16 protein-coding genes are annotated in these 21,439 nt (G+C 71.9%); 10 read left to right on the top strand and 6 right to left on the bottom strand.

Annotated features, from left to right (window positions below):
* Positions 1–85: 85 nt before the first annotated feature.
* The 5 genes from FHS22_RS32960 to FHS22_RS32980 form a co-directional block, all read right to left on the bottom strand.
* Positions 86–1,105, bottom strand: a complete 1,020-nt coding sequence (locus FHS22_RS32960; protein ID WP_221474422.1) for an oligopeptide/dipeptide ABC transporter ATP-binding protein — start codon at positions 1,103–1,105, stop codon at positions 86–88.
* Positions 1,102–3,072: a dipeptide/oligopeptide/nickel ABC transporter permease/ATP-binding protein gene (locus FHS22_RS32965; protein WP_184948110.1), complete on the bottom strand. Its 1,971-nt coding sequence runs from the start codon at positions 3,070–3,072 to the stop codon at positions 1,102–1,104. The genes FHS22_RS32960 and FHS22_RS32965 overlap by 4 nt, the downstream gene beginning before the upstream one ends.
* On the bottom strand, positions 3,069–4,010 hold the full coding sequence (locus tag FHS22_RS32970) for an ABC transporter permease (RefSeq protein ID WP_184948111.1): 942 nt from the start codon (positions 4,008–4,010) through the stop codon (positions 3,069–3,071). Before FHS22_RS32970 ends, FHS22_RS32965 begins: the two co-directional genes overlap by 4 nt.
* A 59-nt stretch (positions 4,011–4,069) precedes the next feature.
* Positions 4,070–5,575, bottom strand: a complete 1,506-nt coding sequence (locus tag FHS22_RS32975; RefSeq protein ID WP_184948112.1) for an ABC transporter substrate-binding protein — start codon at positions 5,573–5,575, stop codon at positions 4,070–4,072.
* Positions 5,576–5,916: 341 nt separating this feature from the next.
* Positions 5,917–6,207, bottom strand: a complete 291-nt coding sequence (locus FHS22_RS32980) for a putative quinol monooxygenase (protein WP_184948113.1) — start codon at positions 6,205–6,207, stop codon at positions 5,917–5,919.
* Between the two features lie 189 nt (positions 6,208–6,396).
* Between FHS22_RS32980 and FHS22_RS32985 the strand changes: the two genes are divergently transcribed.
* The 10 genes from FHS22_RS32985 to FHS22_RS33030 all read left to right on the top strand — a co-directional run bounded on the left by FHS22_RS32985 (position 6,397) and on the right by FHS22_RS33030 (position 18,606).
* Positions 6,397–7,851: an aldehyde dehydrogenase family protein gene (locus tag FHS22_RS32985; protein WP_221474423.1), complete on the top strand. Its 1,455-nt coding sequence runs from the start codon at positions 6,397–6,399 to the stop codon at positions 7,849–7,851.
* 45 nt (positions 7,852–7,896) lie between these two features.
* The gene (gene lhgO, locus FHS22_RS32990; protein WP_184948114.1) at positions 7,897–9,105 is read left to right on the top strand and encodes an L-2-hydroxyglutarate oxidase; all 1,209 of its coding nucleotides are present in this window, start codon (positions 7,897–7,899) and stop codon (positions 9,103–9,105) included.
* A gap of 130 nt (positions 9,106–9,235) precedes the next feature.
* Positions 9,236–10,096: an amidohydrolase family protein gene (locus FHS22_RS32995; RefSeq protein ID WP_184948115.1), complete on the top strand. Its 861-nt coding sequence runs from the start codon at positions 9,236–9,238 to the stop codon at positions 10,094–10,096.
* 6 nt (positions 10,097–10,102) lie between these two features.
* Positions 10,103–11,803 carry a thiamine pyrophosphate-dependent enzyme gene (locus tag FHS22_RS39445; protein WP_184948116.1) on the top strand — a complete coding sequence of 567 codons (1,701 nt, stop codon included), beginning with the start codon at positions 10,103–10,105 and terminating at the stop codon, positions 11,801–11,803.
* Positions 11,804–11,869: 66 nt separating this feature from the next.
* Entirely contained in the window at positions 11,870–12,943 is a 1,074-nt protein-coding gene (locus FHS22_RS33005; RefSeq protein WP_184948117.1) for an Ldh family oxidoreductase, read from the top strand.
* A gap of 27 nt (positions 12,944–12,970) precedes the next feature.
* Positions 12,971–13,810, top strand: a complete 840-nt coding sequence (locus tag FHS22_RS33010) for a siderophore-interacting protein (RefSeq protein WP_184948118.1) — start codon at positions 12,971–12,973, stop codon at positions 13,808–13,810.
* A gap of 348 nt (positions 13,811–14,158) precedes the next feature.
* Positions 14,159–15,256, top strand: coding sequence for a sugar ABC transporter substrate-binding protein (locus tag FHS22_RS33015; protein ID WP_184948119.1), 1,098 nt, complete (start codon positions 14,159–14,161; stop codon positions 15,254–15,256).
* Between the two features lie 68 nt (positions 15,257–15,324).
* Entirely contained in the window at positions 15,325–17,694 is a 2,370-nt protein-coding gene (locus FHS22_RS33020) for a sensor histidine kinase (protein WP_221474424.1), read from the top strand.
* A gap of 28 nt (positions 17,695–17,722) precedes the next feature.
* Positions 17,723–18,136, top strand: a complete 414-nt coding sequence (locus FHS22_RS33025; protein WP_184948121.1) for a DUF742 domain-containing protein — start codon at positions 17,723–17,725, stop codon at positions 18,134–18,136.
* A gap of 80 nt (positions 18,137–18,216) precedes the next feature.
* Positions 18,217–18,606, top strand: coding sequence for a hypothetical protein (locus FHS22_RS33030; RefSeq protein WP_221474425.1), 390 nt, complete (start codon positions 18,217–18,219; stop codon positions 18,604–18,606).
* Positions 18,607–18,648: 42 nt separating this feature from the next.
* Here FHS22_RS33030 and FHS22_RS33035 read toward each other — a convergent pair whose 3' ends face one another.
* A complete protein-coding gene (locus FHS22_RS33035; RefSeq protein ID WP_184948122.1) occupies positions 18,649–21,438 on the bottom strand; it encodes an FAD-binding and (Fe-S)-binding domain-containing protein in 2,790 nt (929 codons plus the stop codon).
* Between the last annotated feature and the right edge of the window lies 1 nt (position 21,439).

Here is a 21,439-nt window from a genome sequence, read left to right on the forward strand (position 1 = left end):
GGAACCGGCGCGGACGCGCCGGGAACGGCGACGCCCGGGCGGGTGGCGCCCGGGCGTCGGATCTGTGGATCGGCGGCCGCGCGGATCAGCCCGCGCGGCCGGCCGGCGGCGTGCCGTACAGGTGGCAGGCGACCTGGCTGCCGTCGGCGAGCCGCCGTACCGGGGGTGTGGTCGTGTGGCAGACGTCCATGACGCTCGCGCAGCGGCCGCGGAACGGGCACCCCGCCCCGCCACGGGGGATGACGCTCTGCTCGTACCGGTTGACCTCGTAGTTGGCCCGGCGGGCCCGGCGCCGCTCCCGGCCCTCGGGATGGGTGGTCGGACTGGCCGCGATCAGGGAACGCGTGTACGGATGCTTCGGCGACTCGAACAGCAGCCGGGCGGGGGCCAGCTCCACGAGCCGGCCGGCGTGCAGGACGGCGATCCGGTGGGAGATGTGGCGGACGACGCGCAGGTCGTGCGTGATGAACAGATAACTGACGCCCGTCGACTCCTGGAGGTCGGCGAGCAGGTTGACGATCTGGCTCTGCGTCGACACGTCGAGCGCGCTCACCGCCTCGTCGCACACCACCAGCCGGGGCTCCAGGGCCAGCGCCCTGGCGATGGCGACCCGCTGCCGCTGCCCGCCCGACAGCTCCGTGGAGTACCGGTCCAGGTGAGCGGGGGAGAGCCCGACCCGCTCGAACGCGGCGGCCGCCACCTCGGCACGCTTCGCGCGGTCTCCCAGGCCATGCCGCCGGAGGGAGGTCGTCACCGCCTGGGAGACGGCATGGCGCGGGTTCAGCGAGGACATGGGGTCCTGGAAGACCGCCTGGACCTCGCGCCGGTAGGCCAGCGGCGTCCGGTGGCCCAGCGCCGTCACGTCGAGCCCGTCGAAGTGGATCGTGCCGCTCGCGGCGTCCACCAGCCGCAGGATGGCGCGGCCGATCGTGCTCTTGCCCGATCCCGACTCGCCGACCAGGCCGAGCGTCTCGCCCGGCCGGACGTCGAAGCTGACCGCGTCGACGGCGACGGCCGGCCGGCGGCGCCACTGCATCGCGCGCCCGGCCTCGTAGGTCACCGTCAGGTCGCGGACGTCGAGGAGTTCCTCTGCCGGGTCGCTCACCGCTTCAACACCTCCAGGATCAGTTCGTTCGCACGCAGGCAGCGGACGTCGTCGGCGAGCGGGACGTGGTGCTGCGTGCAGCCCTCCCGGGAGTGCGTGCAGCGGTTGGCGAAATGGCAGCCGGAGGGCCACTGGCCTGCCAGCGGCACCCCGCCGGGGATGGTCGGCAGGCGCTCGACCTCGACGTCGTCGGAGGGGTTCGCCGCGAGCAGGGCGGCGGTGTAGGGGTGGCGGGGACGGGAGAACAGCGGCTTGACCTCGCCGATCTCCACGATCTGGCCGGCGTACATCACCGCCGCCCGGTCGCAGCTCTCGGCGACGACGCCGAGATCATGGGTGATCATGAGGATCGCCGTGCCGAACTCTTCCCGCAGGTCGAGCAGGAGGTCGATGACCTGGCTCTGGGTGGTGACGTCGAGGGCGGAGGTGGCCTCGTCGGCGATCAGCAGGCGCGGCTCAGCGGCCAGCGCCATCGCGATCGCCACCCGCTGGGCCATGCCCCCGGAGAACTGGTGCGGATAGTCGTCGAGGCGGCGTTTCGGGTCCTCGACGCCGACGCGGTGCAGCAGCTCGGCGGCCCGTTCCCGCGCGGCCGGGCGCGACAGCTTCAGATGCGCGCGCAGCGGCTCGCAGAGCTGGCTGCCGATGGCGTGCACGGGGGAGAGCGCGGCCATCGGATCCTGGAAGACCACGCCGATCCCGCAGCCGCGGACCTCCCGCAGTTGCCGTTCGGAGAGGCCGACGAGTTCCCGGCCCTCCAGCAGGATCGAGCCGGCGGCGAGCCGGGTGGCGGGCGGGAGGAGACCGAGCACCGAGCGCGCGAGCATCGACTTGCCCGAGCCGGACTCACCGAGCAGCCCGACCACCTCGGCGCGGCCGATCGAGAGTGACACATCCTGCACCAGCGGCACGGACTCGCCCTCCGGCCGCACCAGGTCGACCGTCACGCCACGGACCTCCAGGACGGCGTCCGGCCGGGTCGGCCCGCCGTCCACGGCTGCGCCGGGAGCGCCCTTGACAAGCGCGGCGGCACGGGCGCCATCGACGGGTGCGGCGCCGGTCCGCGGGCGGCGGGGCCTGCCCGCGGGCTTGCGGCGCTCACCCGCGAGCGCGTCGCCGATGCCGTCGCTGACCAGGTTGAACGCCAGGACGGCGGCGACGATCGCCACTCCCGGCGGGAAGGGCAGGAAGGGCTGCTGCGCCTGCTCGTTCGCCGCGACGCCGAGCATGCCTCCCCAGGTCGGCACCTCCGAGTCGAGGCCGAGCCCGAGGAAGCTCAGCGCCGCCTCCACCCCGATCGCGGAGCCGAGGAAGACGGCGCCCTGCACCAGGAGCGGGCCGGTCAGGTTCGGCAGCACCTGGAGGAAGAGGATCTCGGGGGTGCGCAGCCCGGCGACGCGCGCGGCGTCGACGTAGAGCTTCCCGCGCTCCGCGAGCGTCACCGCGCGGGTCATGCGCGCGAAGCTCATGCAGAAGATCAGCCCGATCGCCACGATCAGATTGAGCAGTCCCCGGCCGAGGATCGTGATGACCGCGAAGCCGACCAGCATGCCCGGCAGCGCGTCGGCGACGTCGAAGGCCCGCGAGCCGAGCCGGTCCCACCAGCCGCCGCGGTAGCCGAGCAGCAGCCCCAGCGGCACGCCGATCGCCATCGCGACGACGACCGAGCCGAAGGCCACCAGGAGCGCGACCCGCGTGCCGTACAGCAGGCGGCTGAGCGTGTCGCGGCCCATCTCGTCGGTGCCGAGGAGATGCTCCGCGGTGGGGCCCAGGAGCACGGCGTCGAAGTCCTCCGCCAGGGGGTCGTACGGCGCGATCAGCGGTGCGATGAGCGCGACGACCACCAGCAGCAGCAGGAAGGCGATCGACGCCATCGTCATGGGCTGCCGCACCAGGCGCCGCCACACCCGGCGCGAGCCGGCCGAGCCGGAGGGGGCGGGGACGTGTTCCGTCAGCAGGTCGCTCATTGCGGACGCACCTTGGGGTTCAGGAGGCCGTAGCTCACGTCGATGAGCAGGTTCAGGGCGATGACCAGCGCGGCGATCACGATCACACCGCCCTGGACGACCGGGAAGTCCTTGCCGATCACGCTTGTCAGCAGCAGGCGCCCGGCGCCGGGGAAGGCGAAGATCTGCTCCACGACGAAGCTGGTGCCGATCAGGATGCGGAAGGTGAGCCCGGTCGTCGCCAGCACCGGCACCATCGCGTTCTTGAGCGCGTAGCGCAGCACGATCCGCCGGCGCGAGACGCCCGCCGCGGTCAGGGTGTCGACGTACGGCGAGGCCAGCGCCTCGACCATCGCTCCGCGCGTCTGCCGGGCGATCAGCGCCGCCGCGCCGATCCCGAGTGCGATGGACGGCAGGATCATCCCCCGCAGCCACGCCAGCGGGTCGTCGGTCAGCGGCACGTAGGCGACGACCGGCACCCAGCCCAGCTCCACGGCGAACACCAGCAGGAGGATCATCCCGAACCAGAACTCCGGGATGGACAGGCCGACGGAGGTGGCCGCGCCGATCACCCGGTCGGGCAGGCCGGCCCGGACGGCGGAGAGCACCCCCAGGCCGATGCCGAGCGCCAGCGCGACGACCATGCCGCCGACGGTCAGGGAGAGCGTGGCCGGCATCCGCTGCAGGAGCATGTCGGTGACCGGGAGCGTCGTGACGAAGGAGACGCCCAGATCGCCGTTGAGCGCGTTCCACGCCCAGTCGATCAGTCGCTCGAAGGCGGGCCGGTCGAGGCCGAGCTGGGCCTCGACCTGCCGGATGCTCTCGGGGGTGGCACTCGCGCCGAGGATGGCCGCCGCGGGGCTGCCCGGCACGAGGTATGTCATCGAGAAGACCACGAACGCCACGATCACCAGTTGTGGCACGGCGAGGGCCAGGCGGGAGACGACGAGTTTCCTCATCGACGCCACCGCCCCGGCCCTCGCCGCGTGATCGACGCTCGTCGCGCGATCGTCACTACCTACTCCCCCTTGGGCTTGAGGTCCCGGTAGTTGATGAGGTTCGTCTCCCACGGCTGCGAGGGCGCCTTGGCACCCTCCACACGCTGGGACTGCCACACGACCAGTTCCTCACCGGCGAGGTGACCGCAGGTCAGGGCCTCGTCGGAGATGATGCGCGTGACCTCGCCCCACAGCTGGGCGGCCTCGGGGGAGGTGCCGGCCGCGATCGCCTTGTCGGCCGCGGCCTTGAGCTCGGGGCTCTCGGTCTTGGACGGGTTGCCCGGGGCGTCGGCGGCGAACCAGGCCTTGTACCAGTCGAAGGGGGTCAGCTCGTCGTTGCTGCCGAGCCCGAGCGCGTAGCGGCCGCTGTTCCACGTCGAGTTGTACTGCGGCGGCGGCGCGGTCTGGACCTTGACCTCCATGCCGATCTCGGCGAGCTGGGAGGCGTATACGTTGAACTGCTTGGCGTTGTACGGCGCGGCGATCACTTCGATCTTGACCGGCGGGTTCCCCGCCTTCGCGTACAGCTCCTTGGCCTTGGCGAGGTCGTGCGTGTATCCGGCGGTCGCCTGGTTGTAGCCGGTCTCGCCCTCGGCGAAGTGCTGCGTCCTGGCCTTGAAGTCGGGTTCGAGCTTCGTGACCACGCTGGTGTCGAGGGCGTAGCAGGCGGCGCGGCGCACGTCGGCGTCGGCGAAGACCCCGCCGGGGCCGCGGTCGAAGAACATCGGGTTGTTGCGGATCGCGGGGTAGGCGACCGACTCGATACCCGGGGTGCTCTTGATGCGCTCCAGCATCGCCGGGTCCATGTCGGTGATGTCGATCTCGCCGCTGGACAGCGCTCCCGCGGCCGCGTTGTCGTCCGGGATCGCGAAGAGCTGGATCGTCTGGAAGCCGACGCTCTGCGGGCCGCCCCAGTACTTGGGGAAGAACGTGAAACTCATCCGGGTGCCCGGGGTCGAGGAGGCCGCGTCATAGGCCCACGGGCCGGTCCCGGCGGGCGTCTGGGCGACGGTCCCCGCCGCGATCGCCTTCGGGCTGGCCATCGGGGCGACGCGGGTGGTCAGCGTGGTGAGCAGCGACGGGGTCGGCGAGGCCAGGTTCAGCCGGACGGTGAGGTCGTCGACGGCGTCGATCGACTCGATGACCTTGAGCGGGCCGGCGAACGCGGTCTTGCCGTCGCGGACGCTCTCCAGGTTGGCCTTGACCGCCTCGGCGTTGAACTGGGCGCCGTCGTGGAACACCACGTTCTCGCGCAGCTTCAGCGTCAGCGCCTTGTCGGTCTGCTCCCACGAGGTGGCCAGCACCGGCGTGACCTGGCCCTGCGCGTCCAGCGCGACGAGGGTCTCGTACGGCACGCGCATGTAGCCGGCCTCCATCTCGGCGCCGGGGGCCCAGCTGTCGGGGAATCCGCCCCAGTTGACCTTCAGCGTCCCCGAGGGGCCGCCGGCGGCCGACCCGGCCGCCGAGGGGTTCGCGGACGGCTCCGAGCCGCCTCCGCACCCCGCGAGCGCCAGAGTGGCGGCCACGGCGGCAATGATCGGTGTCTTGGCTATTCTCTTCGCTGCTTTCGTCTTCATGGTGACGGACGCCTCCTCGCGCCGGGCAGTTCAGGGGGTGATCGAAGGTCCGCTCTCAAGGGCGTGAATCCGCGAACCGATGGCGAACAGGCCTCATGCTGCGCCGGGGGGACTCCGCGTTCCAGTGGAGGAGTCGCAAGTTTAGAATGCGCGTTTCGCACACGTAACGGCTGAGTGAACAGCCGGGCGGTCACCGGAGCCGGACGGCGCCCCGGTTCCGGCATCGGTGACCGGCCCGATCGCGTCGCGCGGCCGGTCCGCGGGACCCGCCGCGCGTCGTGAGGAGAGACTCAGCCGAGGACCTCGCCGAACCACACGGTCCGCTCGGTCAGCTTCGGGCGGACCGTGGCGAGGATGTGCTCGGCGAAGTGCGCCGAGGCGGCGTGCGCGTCGAACGCCGCCCGGTCGACGTACTGTTCGTACAGTGTGAACGCCCCGTCCGCGTCGGCGTCCGCGTGCACCACGTAGGCGAGGTTCCCCGGCTCGCGCAGCGTGTGCTCCCGCATCTTCAGCAGCGCGTCGCGGACCAGGCCCGCGTCGTCCGGTTCGCACCGGTAGTGAGCCACAACGGCGTAAGGCATTTCTGCCTCCTTCTTCATGATTGTGTGATCGATCCGGCAGATTCCACCACGATGAGCAGCTTCTGCTCGGTGCGGAGTGTGCAAGCAATGCATACCGCCGGGCGCGTGGTCGCCGTTCCCGCGCATTCCTATCGTTGCCCTCAGGCGCGGTCTCCCGCGAAACCCTTTCAGCAGTAATGAGGAGCAGTCATGTCCGTGCGTTCAATGGAGACCCTCGCGGGAGGGCGGTGGGTGAGTTCCGGCGAATGGGTGGACGTGTTCGACCCCACCGACGTCCGCGAGCCCGCCGTGCGCGTCCCGGCCCTGACGGCCGAGGACGTCAGACGCGCCTACGACGACGCTGAGGCGGGCTTCGCCGTCTGGCGCGGGACCTCCCCCTTCTCCCGTGCCCGGGTGATGTACGACGCGGCCGCCCTGCTGCGCGCGCGGGTGGCGGAGATCGCCGAGGACCTCGTCACGGAGATGGGCAAGACCCGGGCCGAGGCCCAGGGCGAGGTCGGCAAGGCCGCGGACTTCCTCGAGTACTACGCCTCCGTCGCCCGCGACGGATACGGCACCCTCATCCACGACGCCCGGCCGCAGACGAAGGCGAGCTTCCACCGCGAGCCGATCGGCGTGGTGCTGGCCATCACCCCGTGGAACGACCCGCTGCTGACTCCCGCCCGCAAGCTCGCCCCCGCACTCGCGGCGGGCAACTCCGCGGTACTCAAGCCGGCCAGTGAGACCCCCATGTCCTCGCTCCACCTGGCGCGGGCACTGCACGACGCGGGCCTGCCCGCCGGTGTGCTCAACGTCGTCACCGGCCGCACGGCCGACATCTCCGACGCCCTGCTCGGCGACGAGCGGATCGCGGCGCTCACCTTCACCGGGAGCAACGCGGTCGGCGACCGCATACGCCTGGCGCTGGCCGCCCGCAACGTCCGCTTCCAGGCGGAGCTGGGCGGCAAGAACGCCACGGTGGTGCTGGCGGACGCGGACCTCGACGCCGCGGCCGGCGCCGTCGTCGCCGCCGCGTTCGGCCAGGCCGGCCAGCGGTGCACCGCCACGAGCCGCGTCCTCGTCGAGCGCTCCGTGCACGACCGGTTCGCCGAGCTCCTGCGGGAGAAGGCGACCGCGCTGCGCGTCGGCCCCGGCAAGGACCCCGCGACCTCGGTCGGCCCGCTCGTGAGCCCCGCGCAGCGCGACAGCGTGCTGGGTGACATCGCCCTCGCCGTCAAGCAGGGCGCGACCGTCTGCACCGGCGGCGACGTGCCGGCCGGCGACGCCCTCGCGAACGGGTGCTACGTCAGCCCCACGATCCTGACCGGCGTCACGCCAGAGATGGATATCTGGCGCCACGAGGTCTTCGGCCCGGTCCTCGTCCTGCGGCCGGTCGACGGCCTCGACGAGGCCATCGACGGGGTGAACGACTCCGACTTCGGGCTCGCCGCCGCCGTCTTCACGCAGAACCTGGCCGCCGCCCACCGCTTCATCGACGAGGCGGACTGCGGGCAGGTCGCGGTCAACACGACCACGTCCGGCTGGGACGTGCACCACCCCTTCGGGGGGTTCCGCGACTCCGGCTCCCCCTTCAAGGAGCAGGGTTTCGAGGCGCTGCGCTTCTACACCCGGGTCAAGACCGTCGCGATCCACTTCGGCGCATGACGGCTCTCATCCACGCGGAGCACCGTGAGCGGGGGGACGCCGCACATGGCTGACCAGACCGTCGGCATCATCGGAGCCGGTATCGTCGGCCTGGCGATCGGCCGCGAGCTCACCCGCAGGCGGCCGGGCACACGCGTCCTCGTGCTGGAGAAGGAGGAGCGGGTGGCCGCCCATCAGACCGGCCACAACTCCGGCGTCGTCCACGCGGGCATCTACTACACGCCCGGCAGCCTCAAGGCCCGGTTGTGCACCCGCGGTGCCGCCCTGCTGCGCGAGTACTGCGCCGACCGCGGGCTGCCGTACGACGAGTGCGGCAAGCTGGTCGTGGCCGTCACCGGCGAGGACGTGGCCCGGATGGACGCGCTGTACGCCCGTGCCGGCGCGAACGCCGTGCCGGGGCTGCGTCGCATCGGCGCCGCCGAGATCCGCGAGATCGAGCCGCACGCCACCGGCCTGGCGGCCCTGCACTCGCCCCGCACGGCCATCACCGACTACACGCGCATCGCGCAGTCCTTCGCCGACGACATCGCCGCGGCCGGCGGCGAGGTACGGCTCGGCTTCCCGGTCACGGGTATCACCACCGAGACCGGCGGCGCGCTGCGGGTCGCCTCCGGAGAGGCGTCGGTGACGGTGGACCAGCTGATCGTCTGCGCCGGCCTGCACTCCGACGCCGTCGCCGGACTGGCCGGGGACGCCGCCGCGCCGCGGATCATCCCGTTCCGCGGCGAGTACATGCACATCCGCCCGGAGAAGGCCCCCATGGTGCGCGGGCTCATCTACCCCGTGCCCGATCCCCGCTACCCGTTCCTGGGCGTGCACTTCACCCGGCGGGTCTCCGGCGCGGTCGAGGTCGGCCCGAACGCGGTGCTGGCCTTCGCCCGCGAGGGCTACCGCCTCACGGACGTGTGCCTGGCGGACCTGCGCGGCATCGCGTCCTGGCCCGGCATGTGGCGCATGGCGGCGCAGCACTGGCGGACCGGCGTCAAGGAGATGTACGGCTCGCTCTCCAAGCGCGCCTACATGAAGGCCGCGCGGCGGTACGTGCCCGAGATCGGCGCCAAGGACGTCGTTCGCGCCGGAGCGGGCGTCCGGGCGCAGGCCCTCGACCGCGACGGCAGCCTGGTCGACGACTTCCGCATCCACCGGCTCGGGCCGGTCACTGCGGTCCGCAACGCCCCCTCGCCGGCGGCGACGTCGTGCATGGCCATCGCCGAGCACGTCCTCGACGCCATCGACGGCGAGAACGGGTCGTGACGCGCTCGGGAACCGTCCGGTTCGCGCAACAACCGATTGCGCGTCGCGGACTCCGCAGAGCCCGGTTCCGGCTCTAACGTCTAACTCACATCCCACCCCCACACCCCGCTCACCACAGAAGGAAGTGCACATGTTCGTCGTCGACTCCCAGGTCCACATCTGGAAGGAAGAGACCCCCGACCGCCCCTGGGTCCCGGGCGCGCGCGAGCGCATCCGCCTCAACGGCCACCGGGAGGACCCGTTCAGCTTCGAGGAGTGCCTGGAGCTGATGGACGAGGCCGGTGTCAACCGGGCGCTCATCCTGCCGCCGTCGTGGGAGGGCGACCGCGTCGACTACGCCCTGGAGGCGTGCGAGGCACACCCCGACCGGTTCGGCATCATGGCCCGCGTCCCGCAGAACAAGCCGGCCGAGGGCGCGGCCATGCTGCGCGACTTCGCGCAGAACCCGTACATCAAGGGCACCCGGCTGACCTTCCACCGGCCCCAGGACCGCAACTGGATGATCGACGGCACCAACGACTGGTACTGGCCGCTCGCCGAGGAACTGGGCATCCCCACCATGGTGCACGCGCCGATCTGGAAGGCCGAGCTGGGCGCCATCGCCGAGCGCCACCCCGACTTGAAGATCATTATCGACCACATGGGCATCATGGCCCGCTGCGTCGACGACGCCATCGGCTACTGGGTGCAGGAGACCGCGGACCTGCACAAGCACCCGAACATCTACGTCAAGGTGTCGGCGCTGCCGGGTTACTCCACGCACCCCTTCCCCAACCTCAACATCGAGAAGTACGTCCGCGAGATGGTCGACAAGATGGGGCCCCAGCGCTGCTTCTGGGGCACCGACATCACGCGGCTGCTCGGCCACGGCCTGACGTACACCGACACGATCGAGCAGTTCACCAAGCACTTCGACTTCACTGCCGAGGAGCTTGAGTGGATCATGGGGCGGGGCATCTCCGAGTGCCTCGGCTGGCCGATCGAGGGCTGAGGCGTCGTGACACACCGTGCCGACGGCGGCGACGCCGTCATCTCAGCGTTCAACGCGATCGGCTCCGACTACGTCTTCTCCTCACCCGGCTCCGAGTGGGCGCCGGTGTGGGAGTCGCTGGCCCGGCGCCACCGCGACGGACTGCCCTGCCCGAAGTACCTCGACCTGACGCACGAGACCGTCGCCGTCGGCATGGCCACCGGCTACGGCCTCGTCACCCGCCGCGCCCAGGGCGTCCTGCTGCACGCCGGTCCCGGCCTGCTGCAGGGCTCGTGCGCCATCCACGGCGCGCTCCTGGCCGGCGTCCCGATGGTGGTGGCCTCCTCGGAGTCCACCACCTACGGAGACGGCCCCGGGCCGGACCCGGGCGGGCAGTGGTACCGCAACCTCTCGGTCGTCGGCGGCCCGCACCTGCTGGCACAGCCGTTCGTGAAGTGGGCCAACCAGGCCGCGAGCGTCTCCACCCTGTTCACGATGACGACCCGCTCGGCCGAGATGGCCGAGCGGGCCCCGGCCGGGCCGGTCTACCTCAACGTCCCCCTCGAGGTCCTGCTGGAGCCGTGGGAGGAGCGCGAGGAGACGCCGGTCGCCCCCAAGGGCTCGACGGTCAGTTCTCCCGCCGAGATCAGGACGGTCCTCTCCCTGCTCGCCGAGGCGGAGAACCCGGTCATCGTCACCGAGACCGCCGGCCGCGAGGCCGGCGGCATGGAGGCCCTCGTCGAGCTCGCCGAGGCCCTGAGGATCCCGGTGGTCGAACCGAACTCGGCCGTGTGCGTGAACTTCCCCCGGACGCACGAGCTCCACGCCGGCGGCGACATCGAGCCCTTCATGGACACCGCCGACCTGATCGTCCTGGTCAACTGCCGGGCGCCGTTCTACCCGCCGAGCAGGCGGCCGGCGCACGCGAAGATCGTGGTGATCGACGAGGTCCCGCAGCGCCCGCACATCGCCTACCAGGTGCTGTACGCCGACCACTACCTGGAGGGCGGGGTCGCCGCCACCCTGGCGGAGATGGCCCGGCTGGCCCGCGAGACGCCCGTGCCCGCGGACCTGCTCCTGCGGCGGCGCGAGGCGCAGTCGGCCCGGCGCGCCGCGGAGACGGCGGCGATCGAGAAGGCCGAGGAGCGGGCCGCGGGCGTCCAGGAGATCGATCCGGTCCTGGTGGCCGCCACGCTGCGCGAGCTGCTCGCCGACGACGACCCGATCATCGTCGACGAGACCATCACCCACAGCCGGGTCGTGCAGCGCCACCTGCTCCGCTCGACCCCCGACTCCTACTTCTACGTGCAGGGCGGCCTCGGCCAGGGGATCGCCGTGGCGCTGGGGGTCAAGCTCGCCGCGCAGGAGCGGCCCGTCGTCCTGACGATCGGCGACGGCGCGTTCATGTACAACCCCGTCATCCAGTCGCTCGACGCCGCACGGGCCAACGGCCTGCCGCTGCTGATCGTCATCTTCAACAACCGCAAGTACCTGTCCATGAAGATGAACCACCTGCGGTTCTATCCCGACGGCGCGGCGGTGCAGACCGGCGAGTTCCTCGGGGTGGACCTCAGCGGTCAGCCGGAGCTGGCGAGCTTCGCCGAGCCGTTCGGCATGCACGCCGAGGCCGTCGAGCGCGCCGACGAGCTGGCCGGGGCCCTGTCTCGGGCGCTGAAGTCCGTACGCGACGGCACGACCGCGGTCGTCAACATCTCCGTTTCCCGCTGACGCCGCACCACCGAGGACGCCCCACCCGCGGCGCCGTACCACCGACCACAGACCGGAGCACCATCCATGCCACCAGCGGCGAAAGTCGTGATCCCCGCCGACGAGCTGACCGCCTTCGTGACCGACCTCTTCACCCGGTCCGGAACCAGTCCCGACCACGCCCGTACGATCAGCGACGTCCTGATCTGGGCGAGCCTGCGCGGCGTCGACTCCCACGGCGTCTCCCGGGTTCCCCGCTACCTCGAACTGCTCGGCTCCGGCGAGGCGAACGCCGCGCCGGACATCCGGACGGCCTCGGGGGCGTCCGGGGTCGCCGTCATCGACGCCGACCGGGCTCCCGGTCCCGTCGCCCTCACCGCGGCCGCCGCCGAAGCGGGGGTCCGAGCCCGCTCGTGCGGCATCGGGGCGGTCGCGGTCCGCCGTACCGTGCACACCGGCGCCATCGGCTACTACACCTCGAAGATCGCCGAAGAGGGGCTCATCGGCATCGGCTTCGTCGCCGGGATGCCCAACATGAGCTACACCGGGGCGAAGGGCGCGGCGGTGGCGACCAGCCCGCTGGCCATCGCCGTACCGGCTGCGGGGCGCCCGCCGGTGCTGCTCGACATGGCGACCGCCACGATCGCGCTCGGCAAGATCGCCCAGTACCGGAACAGCGGGCAGCCGCTGCCGGAAGGCGCCGCGGCCACCGCCGACGGCGTCCCCACCACCGACCCGAACCTCGCCAAGATGCCACTGCCGATGGGCGGCGCCAAGGGCGCGGGCATGTCGCTGGTGTTCGAGCTGATCACCAGCGTCCTGGTCCAGGCGCCGATCCTCGCCTCGTTCCACAGCAACGACCCCGAGGGCAGGGTACATCGGCAGAACGCCCTGATCATCGCCATCGACCCGGCGGCGTTCGGCGCCGGCGACGAGTTCGCCGCCGCCGTCGGCACCACGGTCGAGACGCTCAAGGGGCTGCCGAGGGCGGACGGTGTGGACGAGATCTTCTACCCCGGCGAGCGCAGCGCGGGGACCGCGGTCGCCCGAGCCGCCGACGGCATCCCGGTGGGGCCGAAGGTGTGGAAGGAACTCGTCGCCGCCGCGGACGGACTGGGCGTGAAGGTTCCCGGCCCGGTCACCGCCCCCGGGCATTCCTGAGCCGCAGACGGTCACCGAGGAGCGCACATGACCGAACGTCCGGGCCGCAGGAACCCGCGGGTCACCCACGCGCGGGTGCAGCGCGTCGAGCGGCTCACCCCCCATATGATCCGCGTCGTGCTGGGCGGTCCCGGCCTGGCGGGATTCCCCGCGGGCCGGTACACCGACCACTACATCAAGCTGCTGTTCCCCGCCGAAGGCGTGACCTACCCGGAGCCGTTCGACCTCCAGCGCATCCGGGCCGAGCTGCCGCGCGAGCAGTGGCCGCGGATGCGCACCTACACCGTGCGCCGCTGGGATGCGGAGGCATGCGAGCTCTCCGTCGACCTCCTCCACCACGGGGAGGAGGGTCTCGCCGGACCGTGGGCCGCCCGCGTCCGGCCCGGCGACGAGGTGCGCTTCGCCGGGCCCGGCGGTGGGTACGCGCCCGATCCGGCCGCCGACTGGCACCTGCTGGCCGGTGACGAGAGCGCGCTCCCCGCCATCGCGGCCGCCCTGGAGCGGTTGCCGGAGGGTACGCGGGCGTACGCGTTCATCGAGGTCGGCGGCCCCGAAGAAGAGCAGAAGCTGGACATCTCCGGCGGCGTCTCGGTCACCTGGCTGCACCGGGGCGACGCCCGCGTCGGTGACGCCCTCGTCCGCGCGGTCCGCGACCTCGACTTCCCGCCCGGCGAGGTCCAGGCGTTCGTGCATGGGGAGGCGGGCTTCGTCAGAGAACTCCGCCGGCTCCTACGCATCGAGCGCGGCGTGCCCGCCGAGCGGCTGTCCATCTCGGGCTACTGGCGCGCGGGCCAGGACGAGGACGGCTGGCAGGCCGCCAAGCGTGAGTGGAACCGCCGGATCGAGGAGGAGCAGGAGAAGGGATGAGCCCGTCGTACGCCCTGCCGCCCCGCACCGGACGAGGCAGGGCGTACGACGGTGCTTTTCCGATCCGGAGGGACGGGCGCGCGCCATCGGGGCGGCATCGGCCGGGATTCGGCCTGCGAGCGGGCCTGGTCGATCTTCTGCGCCGGGACCCTGCGGAGGTGTGCCGCCCGGCGCCACCCGCCCGGTACCGCACGCACCGGAGACCTTGATTCGCGAGTTCCGTGATGCATGCGTTTCCTGTGATGTTTGCTTGCACAGTGCGTCATTGACGGTCATTTTGGCGGCCCATAGCCTCCCTGAATCTCGGGGATCCGGGAACCGATCCATCGGTGATTCCGAGGAGGACCAATGGTTCTGTCGTTCTCCGCATGCCCGTCGCGGGCGGTCCGCGCCCGGACGGCCCTGGCGGCGACCGGTCTGCTGGCCGTCGCGTGCGGCGGCCCGTCGTCCGCGAGGGCCGGGGCGGGCGGTGGAGAAGCGGACGGCAAGGCTCCCGAGGACATCAGGATCGCCTACGTCGGCGCCGCTCGGAACCTCAACTATTCGACCGAGATGATGCGGGGAGCCGCCTACGCGGGCAGGGAGGCAGGAGTCGACGTCGAGGTCGTCGCCCCACCGGGCCCCGATGGCCCCGGGCAGGTCGCCCTCTTCCGCCGGGTCGCCGCCGACGCCGTGGACGGCATAGCGGTCATGACCCTGAACCCGGACCTGTTCCCGGCACCCATCGCGGAGGTTGCGGGCCGGGGTGTCCCGGTCATCGCGGTGAACACCCCTGTGGCGGGCGTCAAGACCGTGGTCAGTAACGACAACGAGGCGGCCGGCCGCCTGGCCGCCTCCACCGTGCTGGCGAACATCCCTCCCGGCACCGAGGGTGAGGTCGTCATCGGCATCACCAGCCCCGGAGTGCCCGGCCTCGAACTGCGGGCCAGGGGCATGGCCGAGGAGATCCGGGAGAAGAACCCCGACCTGAAGGTCCCCGACAGGCCTGTCGAGACGAAGCAGGCCGCCGAGGACAACTACCGGGCGTGGAGCGGTTACGTCCGCGCCCACCCCGATGCCGTGGCCTTCATGGACACCGGAGATCCGGCCACCTTCAACCTCCCGAAGATCAAAAAAGAGACGGGCGGCACCTGGCACAACATCGCGTTCGACCTGAACGACGACGGCCTGGCCGCGCTGAAGCGGGGCGATTCCGACGGCGTTGTCGACCCGCAGCACTGGTTGAAGGGCTACATCGCGGTCCGTTTGCTCATCGAGAAGGCACAGGGCAAGCGCGTCGCGATCCCCGAGGGCCTGTGGGACAGCGGCGTGAACGTCCTCACCAAGGCCAACGTGGACGACATCATCGCCCGTCAGAAGAGCGACGATTCCCGCGCGGCCTGGTACGGAAAACTGATCACCGAACAGTTCGCCGATATCGACGCGCGCATGAAATCGCTGGGTTAGCCATGGCGGCCGCATCTCTTCTTTCTTTTCTTCGCGGCGGATCCATCGACCGTCAGGGCCGGACGTCGATGTCCTCCGGGAACGACGCCGCCCGGGGTCTCCGCCGCCTGCCGGTGTTCCGGGTGAGGTCGCGGCTGTTCGCGCTCATCCTCGTCCCGACGGCCGCCGCCATCATGATCAGTGGTCTGCGGATCGTGTCCGCGCTCGATACGGCGGCCGAGTACCGGCGGTTGACCCAGGCGGCCGAGCTGGTGCAGAGCCTCGGCGCGCTCGCCCACGAGTTGGCCCTGGAACGGGACCGGGCGGCCTGGTACCTGGCCCAACCTCGCAGCCGGAGGCTCCTGACCGCGGTGACCGACCAGTTCCCGGTCACCGACGAAGCGGCCCGGCACACCGTACAGAAGATCACTTCCCTGGACGGAGACCAGGACCGGAGGATCGTCGACGCCGCCATCCAGGTCCGCCGGTGGATCGTCGCACTGGACGGGGAGACCCAGATCCTGGAGGACATCGACGGCACGGCTCCGCTGAGCCTGCGCCACCAGATCACGGGCGGCGCGGGAGTGACCAGGATGACCGTGCGCGCGGCGATCAGGACGTACTCAAGGATGATCGACGACATCTCCGCAGTGCGCCGGAAGCTCGCCGACGAGATCACTGACGACGCCCTGGCCGCCCAGGTGTCCGCACTGACGAACCTGACCGACGCCGCGGAGGAGGCGTCCCGGCAGCGGGCGATCGTCGCCGGGGCGCTGGTCACAGGCAGCATGGAGTACGACGACCTGACGGACTTCCTCGCGTCGCTGTCGCGCGGCCAGACCGCCCGGGCGGACTTCCAGTCCCAGGTGCCGCAGGGCGTCCTGCAGTTCTCCACCGCGACCTTGAACGACCCCGAGGTCAGCCAGAAGATCAACCGGACCGGCACCACGCTCACACTGGTGCAGCAGCGACTCCGTGAGAACGGAACGTTGCGCGACCTCGACCGGAACCCGGCCGTGGACGACGCAGGCACGTGGTTCGAGTCGGCAACCGCGTACGTGGACGCGCTGCGCACGGTCGGCAAGCGACTGGAGAGCGAGGTCGTCACCACCAGCCGGGACCTGTCGTCCGCCGAGCGGACCACCGCCGTGACGCTCGGCCTGTCTCTCCTCGCGCTGCTCGGCGTCGTCCTCGCCGTCACGCTCGTCATCGCCTGGACGATCGTCACACCGCTGCGGCGGCTGCGCCGGGAGGCGCTGGAGATCGCCGGCTCCCGGCTCCCGGACCTCGTGCGGTTGGTGCGCACGTCGGACGGCTCGGGCGTGACACCCGAGATCATCCCCATCGACGTCACTTCGCGTGACGAGGTCGGCGAGGTGGCTCGAGCCTTCGATGAGGTCCACCGCGAAGCGGTACGGCTGGCCGCGGACGAGGCCGTACTACGCAACAACATCAACGCGATGTTCGTCAACCTGTCGCGCCGTATCCAGACCCTGGTCGGGCGGCAACTGGCCCTCATCGAGAGTCTGGAGAAGACAGAGGAGGACGCCGACCGGCTCGGCGATCTGTTCAGACTCGACCACATGGCCACCCGCATGCGGCGCAGCAGTGAGAATCTGCTGGTCCTGGCCGGGCAGGAACCGGCCCGCCGGATGCGCCGGCCGGTGCCCCTGATCGACGTGATCCGCGCCGCGCTCGCCGAGGTCGAGAACTACGAACGGGTCGAACTGCGGGCGGACCCGGGTGTGTCGATCTCCGGTGCCGCGGCCAACGACATGGTCCACCTGCTGGCCGAACTGATCGAGAACGCCATCTCGTTCTCGCCGAACACCACGAAGGTCTCCGTGCGAGGTGATCTGGTCCACGGCGCCGGGGCGATGATCTCGGTCGGCGACCGGGGCATCGGCCTGATCCCCGAGGAACTGGCCCGGCTCAACGAGCGGCTGGCCGATCCGCCGGCCGCGGACGTGGAGGTGTCACGGCGGATGGGCTTGTTCGTGGTCGGCCGCCTCGCGCTGCGCCACGGCGTCAGGGTCCGGCTCCGCGGTCAGGACGGCGGCGGGCTCACCGCGATGGTGATGCTGCCCGACGACGTCCTGGCAGGTGGCGGAGCACGGCAGCAGGCGTTCGGCCCTTCCCCCGCGCCGCAGCGCCCCCCGGCCCCGCCGGACGTGCCGGCGACGATGGGTGGACCGTCCTTCGAGGCTGCGCTGTACGCGCCCGGTCCCGTGGTGCCGGCCCCCTCGGTGAGCACCGGTGGTCCCGGCACCGGCGACGACTTCTTGCCGATCTTCGAGTCCGTCGGGTCGGACTGGTTCCACAGCGCGGTACCGCCGCAGAGTCCGGGGGAACCACCGCGGCCGGAGACGGTGCGTGGCCGGTTCGCCGAGTTCCAGCGAGGCGTACGGCGGGGCAGGACCGAACCGGGCGGCCGGGACCGCGACCGGGGCCACCCCTGAGGGCCACAACTGACGGGAGTAGCCGACCATGTCGCAGAACTGGAGCGAGGACCCGAAACAGGCCTATGGCGGTGGGCGGGACGGCGTTCCCGACGATGGCTCCGACGAGGTGTCGTTCGTGCGGCCGTTCGCCGTCACCGGCGGCCGCACCGGGGCACGGGTGGATCTCGCACTGGAGGCTCTGGTATCCGTGACCGTCCCGGAGCATACGCTGGCGGCCCATGTCCCGGAGTACCAGGCCGTCGGCCGGCTGTGCTGGCAGCAGGTGCGCTCGATCGCAGAGATTTCCGCGCTCCTCGGCCTGCCGCTCGGCGTGGCCCGCGTTGTGATCGCGGACATGGCGTCGGCCGGCCTGGCCCAGATCCACCAGACCCGGTTGCCGACGGACGAGGTCGACGTGGATCTGCTGGAAAGGGTGCTCAGCGGGCTGCGCAGGCTCTGACCGTGTGGGTGCCGGAAACTCGGCCAGCGAGGTGACCTGCGGTTTGGTGCCTGAGCGTTCGCTGTGCATGATCGGTTTTCATGGCGTTGCAGCTGCTCTATCTGACCTTTCTCCGGCTCGCGGGCTGGCTGGTGCTGCTGGGCAGGAGCGAGGCGGCCAAGGACGTCGAGATCATGGTGCTTCGGCATGAGGTGGCGGTGCTGCGGCGTCAGGTCGCCCGGCCGAAGCCGGACTGGGCCGATCGAGTGGTCCTGGCCGCGCTGGCGCGGTTCTTGCCCTCTGCCCTGCGTGCGCATCGGCTGGTGACGCCGGGCACCCTACTGGCCTGGCACCGCCGCCTGGTCCGACGCCGATGGACGTATCCGCACCGGTCCGGCCGCCCGTGGACGAGCAAGGAGATCCGGGAACTGGTGGTGTGGTGCGCCTGGCGCGGGAGAACCCGGCCTGGGGATATCGCCGGGTGCAGTTGACCGGTCGAGCGGTGATCCGGGTGAGGTGGTGGGGGTGGCTGTTCAGATGGTGGTCTGGTCGAGGAGCTCCAGGAGATGCCGGTAGGTCTGGCCGGTGGCGCGGGTCAGGCCCAGCTCGCAGGTGCGGTTGACCGAGGCGTGCGCGGCGCAGCCCGCCTCGGCCACGGAGGCGGCCTCGGCGCGGGTGGCCGAGGCGGTCAGCTCGGGGTGCAGCAGGCCGCGGTCGCCGGCGAAGCCGCAGCACTGCCATCCGTCCGGGATCACGACCTGCTCGGCGACCGCCTCGGCGAGGCGGGTGACGGCGGCGTCCAGGCCGAGGCGGGTGGAGGAGCAGGTCGGGTGGAGCGCCAGCGACGGCAGGCGGCGTGCCTGCGGCAGGCGGGGCAGGACGTGCTCGGCGGTGAAGGCGACCGCGTCGACCACCTGGAGGCCGGGCACCAGATGGGCGTAGCCCTCGGTGCAGGAGGCGGCGTCGCTCACCACGGGCAGCCGGCCGCCGTCGGTGGCCCGCGCGAGCACGTCCCGGACGCGCTCGCCCATGGCCTCCTGCCCGCCGGCGAAGCCCTTGGACGACCACGGGGTGCCGCAGCACAGGCTCGCGATCTTCTCCGGGACGTGCAGCGTCAGCCCGGCGCGGGCGGCCAGGCGCTGGAAGGCGGTCATCACGCCGGGGCCGCCGTCCGCGGGGGCGAACAGCGTGTTCAGGCAGGACGGCAGGTAGACGGCGTCGGCGCCGTCCACCGGGGACGGGCGGCGCCTGGTGCCGCCGCGCGGCAGGTCGCGGCTCCACCGCGGGACGTCGTCCGCGCCGGCCAGGGCGCGGGCGGCGCGCGAGGCGGCCTCCGGGAGCGCGGGCGGGACCGCGGCGGCGGTGTCGAGGGCCAGGTTCATCGCGCGGGTGACGCCGTCCCAGTGGCGGGCGGCGCTCGTCCAGGCGCGGCGGGCGGCGCGGCCGTGGCGTCCGGCGCGCAGGCGTTTGGTCAGGTCGCCGGTGTTGATGAGGACGGGGCAGGCGGTGGCGCACATGCCGTCCACGGCGCAGGTGTCCACAGCGTCGTAGGCGTAGGCGTCTTCCAGCTCGCGGGCCAGGGCGTGGTCGCCGGCCGCCTGGGCCGCGGCCAGCTCGCGGCGCAGCACGATGCGCTGGCGCGGGGTGGTGGTCAGGTCGCGGCTGGGGCAGACGGGCTCGCAGTAGCCGCACTCGACGCAGCGGTCGACCTCGGGCTCGACGGTGACGACGGTCTTGAGGTCGCGCAGGTGGGCCTCGGGGTCGTCGGTGAGGACGACGCCGGGGTTGAGCGTGCCGGCCGGGTCGCACAGGCGTTTGACCTCGCGCATCACCTCGTACAGCTCGTCGCCGTACTGGCGGCGCACGAACGGGGCCATGACGCGGCCGGTGCCGTGCTCGGCCTTCAGCGTGCCGCCCCTGGCCAGGACGGCCTCCACCATGTCCTCGGTGAACTCGGCGTAGCGGTCGAGGCCGGCGGCGAACCGCTCGTTGAGCATGAAGTGCAGGTTGCCGTCCTTGGCGTGGCCGAAGACGACGCTGCGCTCGTAGCGGTGCTCGGCGAACAGCCGGGTCAGGTCGTCGCACAGGTCGGCCAGCGCGGGCACGGGGACGGCGACGTCCTCCAGCAGGGCCGTCGTGCCGCTGGGGCGGGCGCCGGCGACGGTGGCGTACAGGCCCTTGCGGATGTGCCACAGCGCGGCCCGGCCGCCGGCCTCCCTGCTCAGCCGGGCGGGGGCGGCCAGGCGCAGCCCGGCGAAGACCCGCTCGGCGGCCTGCTCCCGCTCGGTGAGCAGCCCGGCGTCGGACTCCTGCCATTCGACCAGCAGCGCGGCGTGCTCGGCGACGGTCATCGCGCGCAGCGTCTCGTCGGCCTTGGGGTCGGTCCGGGCGACGCGCAGGGACTCGGCGTCCAGCAGCTCGACGGCGGCGGGCCCGGCGGCGACCAGCTCCGGCACCGTGGCCATCGCCTCCCGCAGCGTCGGGAAGACGAGCAGGCCGGTGGCGGCCAGGCGGTGGGCGGGGACGGTGCGGAAGACGGCCTCGGCGACGAAGCCGAGGGTGCCCTCGCTGCCGATGACCAGGTGGGCGAGGATCTGCGCCGGGCCGTCGTGGTCGAGGAAGCTGTTCAGGCCGTAGCCCATGGTGTTCTTCAGCGAGAACTGCTCCTGGACGCGCCGCACTGAGCCGGGGTTGCCGCGGACGCGGTCGCGCAGCCGTTCCAGGCCGGCCGCGAGGTCGGGTTCCAGGGCGCGCAGCCGCTCGTCGGCGTCGGGGGCGCCGGTGTCGAGGACGGTGCCGCTCGGCAACACCAGCGTCATCGACTCCAGCGTCCGGTAGGTGTTGGCGTGCGTGCCGCAGGTCATGCCGCTGGAGTTGTTGGCCACGACGCCGCCGATCGTGCAGGCCGACTCGCTGGCCGGGTCGGGGCCGAGCTTGCGCCCGTACGGGGCCAGGCGGGCGTTGACCTGCCGCAGCACCGCGCCGGGCTGGACGCGTACCCGGGCGCCGTCGTCGAGCACCTCGATCGAGCGGAAGTGCCGGCGGGTGTCCACGAGCAGGTGCTCGCTGACTCCCTGGCCGCTCAGGCTGGTGCCGCCGGAGCGGAAGGTCAGCGGCAGGCCGGTGCGCAGCAGCGCGGCGACCTGGCCGGCGCTCTCGGCCACCAGCACGGCCTGCGGGGTCAGCAGGTAGTGGGAGGCGTCGTGGGCCATGCCGAGCCGGTCGCTCGCGCGGGCGCGGGTGATCCCCGGGACGGCCGTCTCGACCGCCGCCAGGACGGCGGCGTCCGGCGCGTTGAGCCGTCGCGGTTCACGGTGGGTCATG

The organism is Thiemannella venezuelensis, assembly GCF_014203605.1.
GTDB classification, from domain to species: Bacteria; Actinomycetota; Actinomycetes; order Streptosporangiales; family Streptosporangiaceae; genus Planomonospora_A; species Planomonospora_A venezuelensis.

Excerpts from the sequence above, each read along its gene's own strand:
- FHS22_RS32965 (WP_184948110.1), bottom strand. The coding sequence starts at position 3,072 with ATGAGCGACCTGCTGACGGAACACGTCCCCGCCCCCTCCGGCTCGGCC.
- FHS22_RS32970 (WP_184948111.1), bottom strand. The coding sequence starts at position 4,010 with ATGAGGAAACTCGTCGTCTCCCGCCTGGCCCTCGCCGTGCCACAACTG.
- FHS22_RS32980 (WP_184948113.1), bottom strand. The coding sequence starts at position 6,207 with ATGCCTTACGCCGTTGTGGCTCACTACCGGTGCGAACCGGACGACGCG.
- FHS22_RS32985 (WP_221474423.1), top strand. The coding sequence starts at position 6,397 with ATGTCCGTGCGTTCAATGGAGACCCTCGCGGGAGGGCGGTGGGTGAGT.
- lhgO (WP_184948114.1), top strand. The coding sequence starts at position 7,897 with ATGGCTGACCAGACCGTCGGCATCATCGGAGCCGGTATCGTCGGCCTG.
- FHS22_RS32995 (WP_184948115.1), top strand. The coding sequence starts at position 9,236 with ATGTTCGTCGTCGACTCCCAGGTCCACATCTGGAAGGAAGAGACCCCC.
- FHS22_RS33005 (WP_184948117.1), top strand. The coding sequence starts at position 11,870 with ATGCCACCAGCGGCGAAAGTCGTGATCCCCGCCGACGAGCTGACCGCC.
- FHS22_RS33010 (WP_184948118.1), top strand. The coding sequence starts at position 12,971 with ATGACCGAACGTCCGGGCCGCAGGAACCCGCGGGTCACCCACGCGCGG.
- FHS22_RS33015 (WP_184948119.1), top strand. The coding sequence starts at position 14,159 with ATGGTTCTGTCGTTCTCCGCATGCCCGTCGCGGGCGGTCCGCGCCCGG.
- FHS22_RS33020 (WP_221474424.1), top strand. The coding sequence starts at position 15,325 with ATGTCCTCCGGGAACGACGCCGCCCGGGGTCTCCGCCGCCTGCCGGTG.
- FHS22_RS33025 (WP_184948121.1), top strand. The coding sequence starts at position 17,723 with ATGTCGCAGAACTGGAGCGAGGACCCGAAACAGGCCTATGGCGGTGGG.
- FHS22_RS33030 (WP_221474425.1), top strand. The coding sequence starts at position 18,217 with ATGGCGTTGCAGCTGCTCTATCTGACCTTTCTCCGGCTCGCGGGCTGG.
- FHS22_RS33035 (WP_184948122.1), bottom strand. The coding sequence starts at position 21,438 with ATGACCCACCGTGAACCGCGACGGCTCAACGCGCCGGACGCCGCCGTC.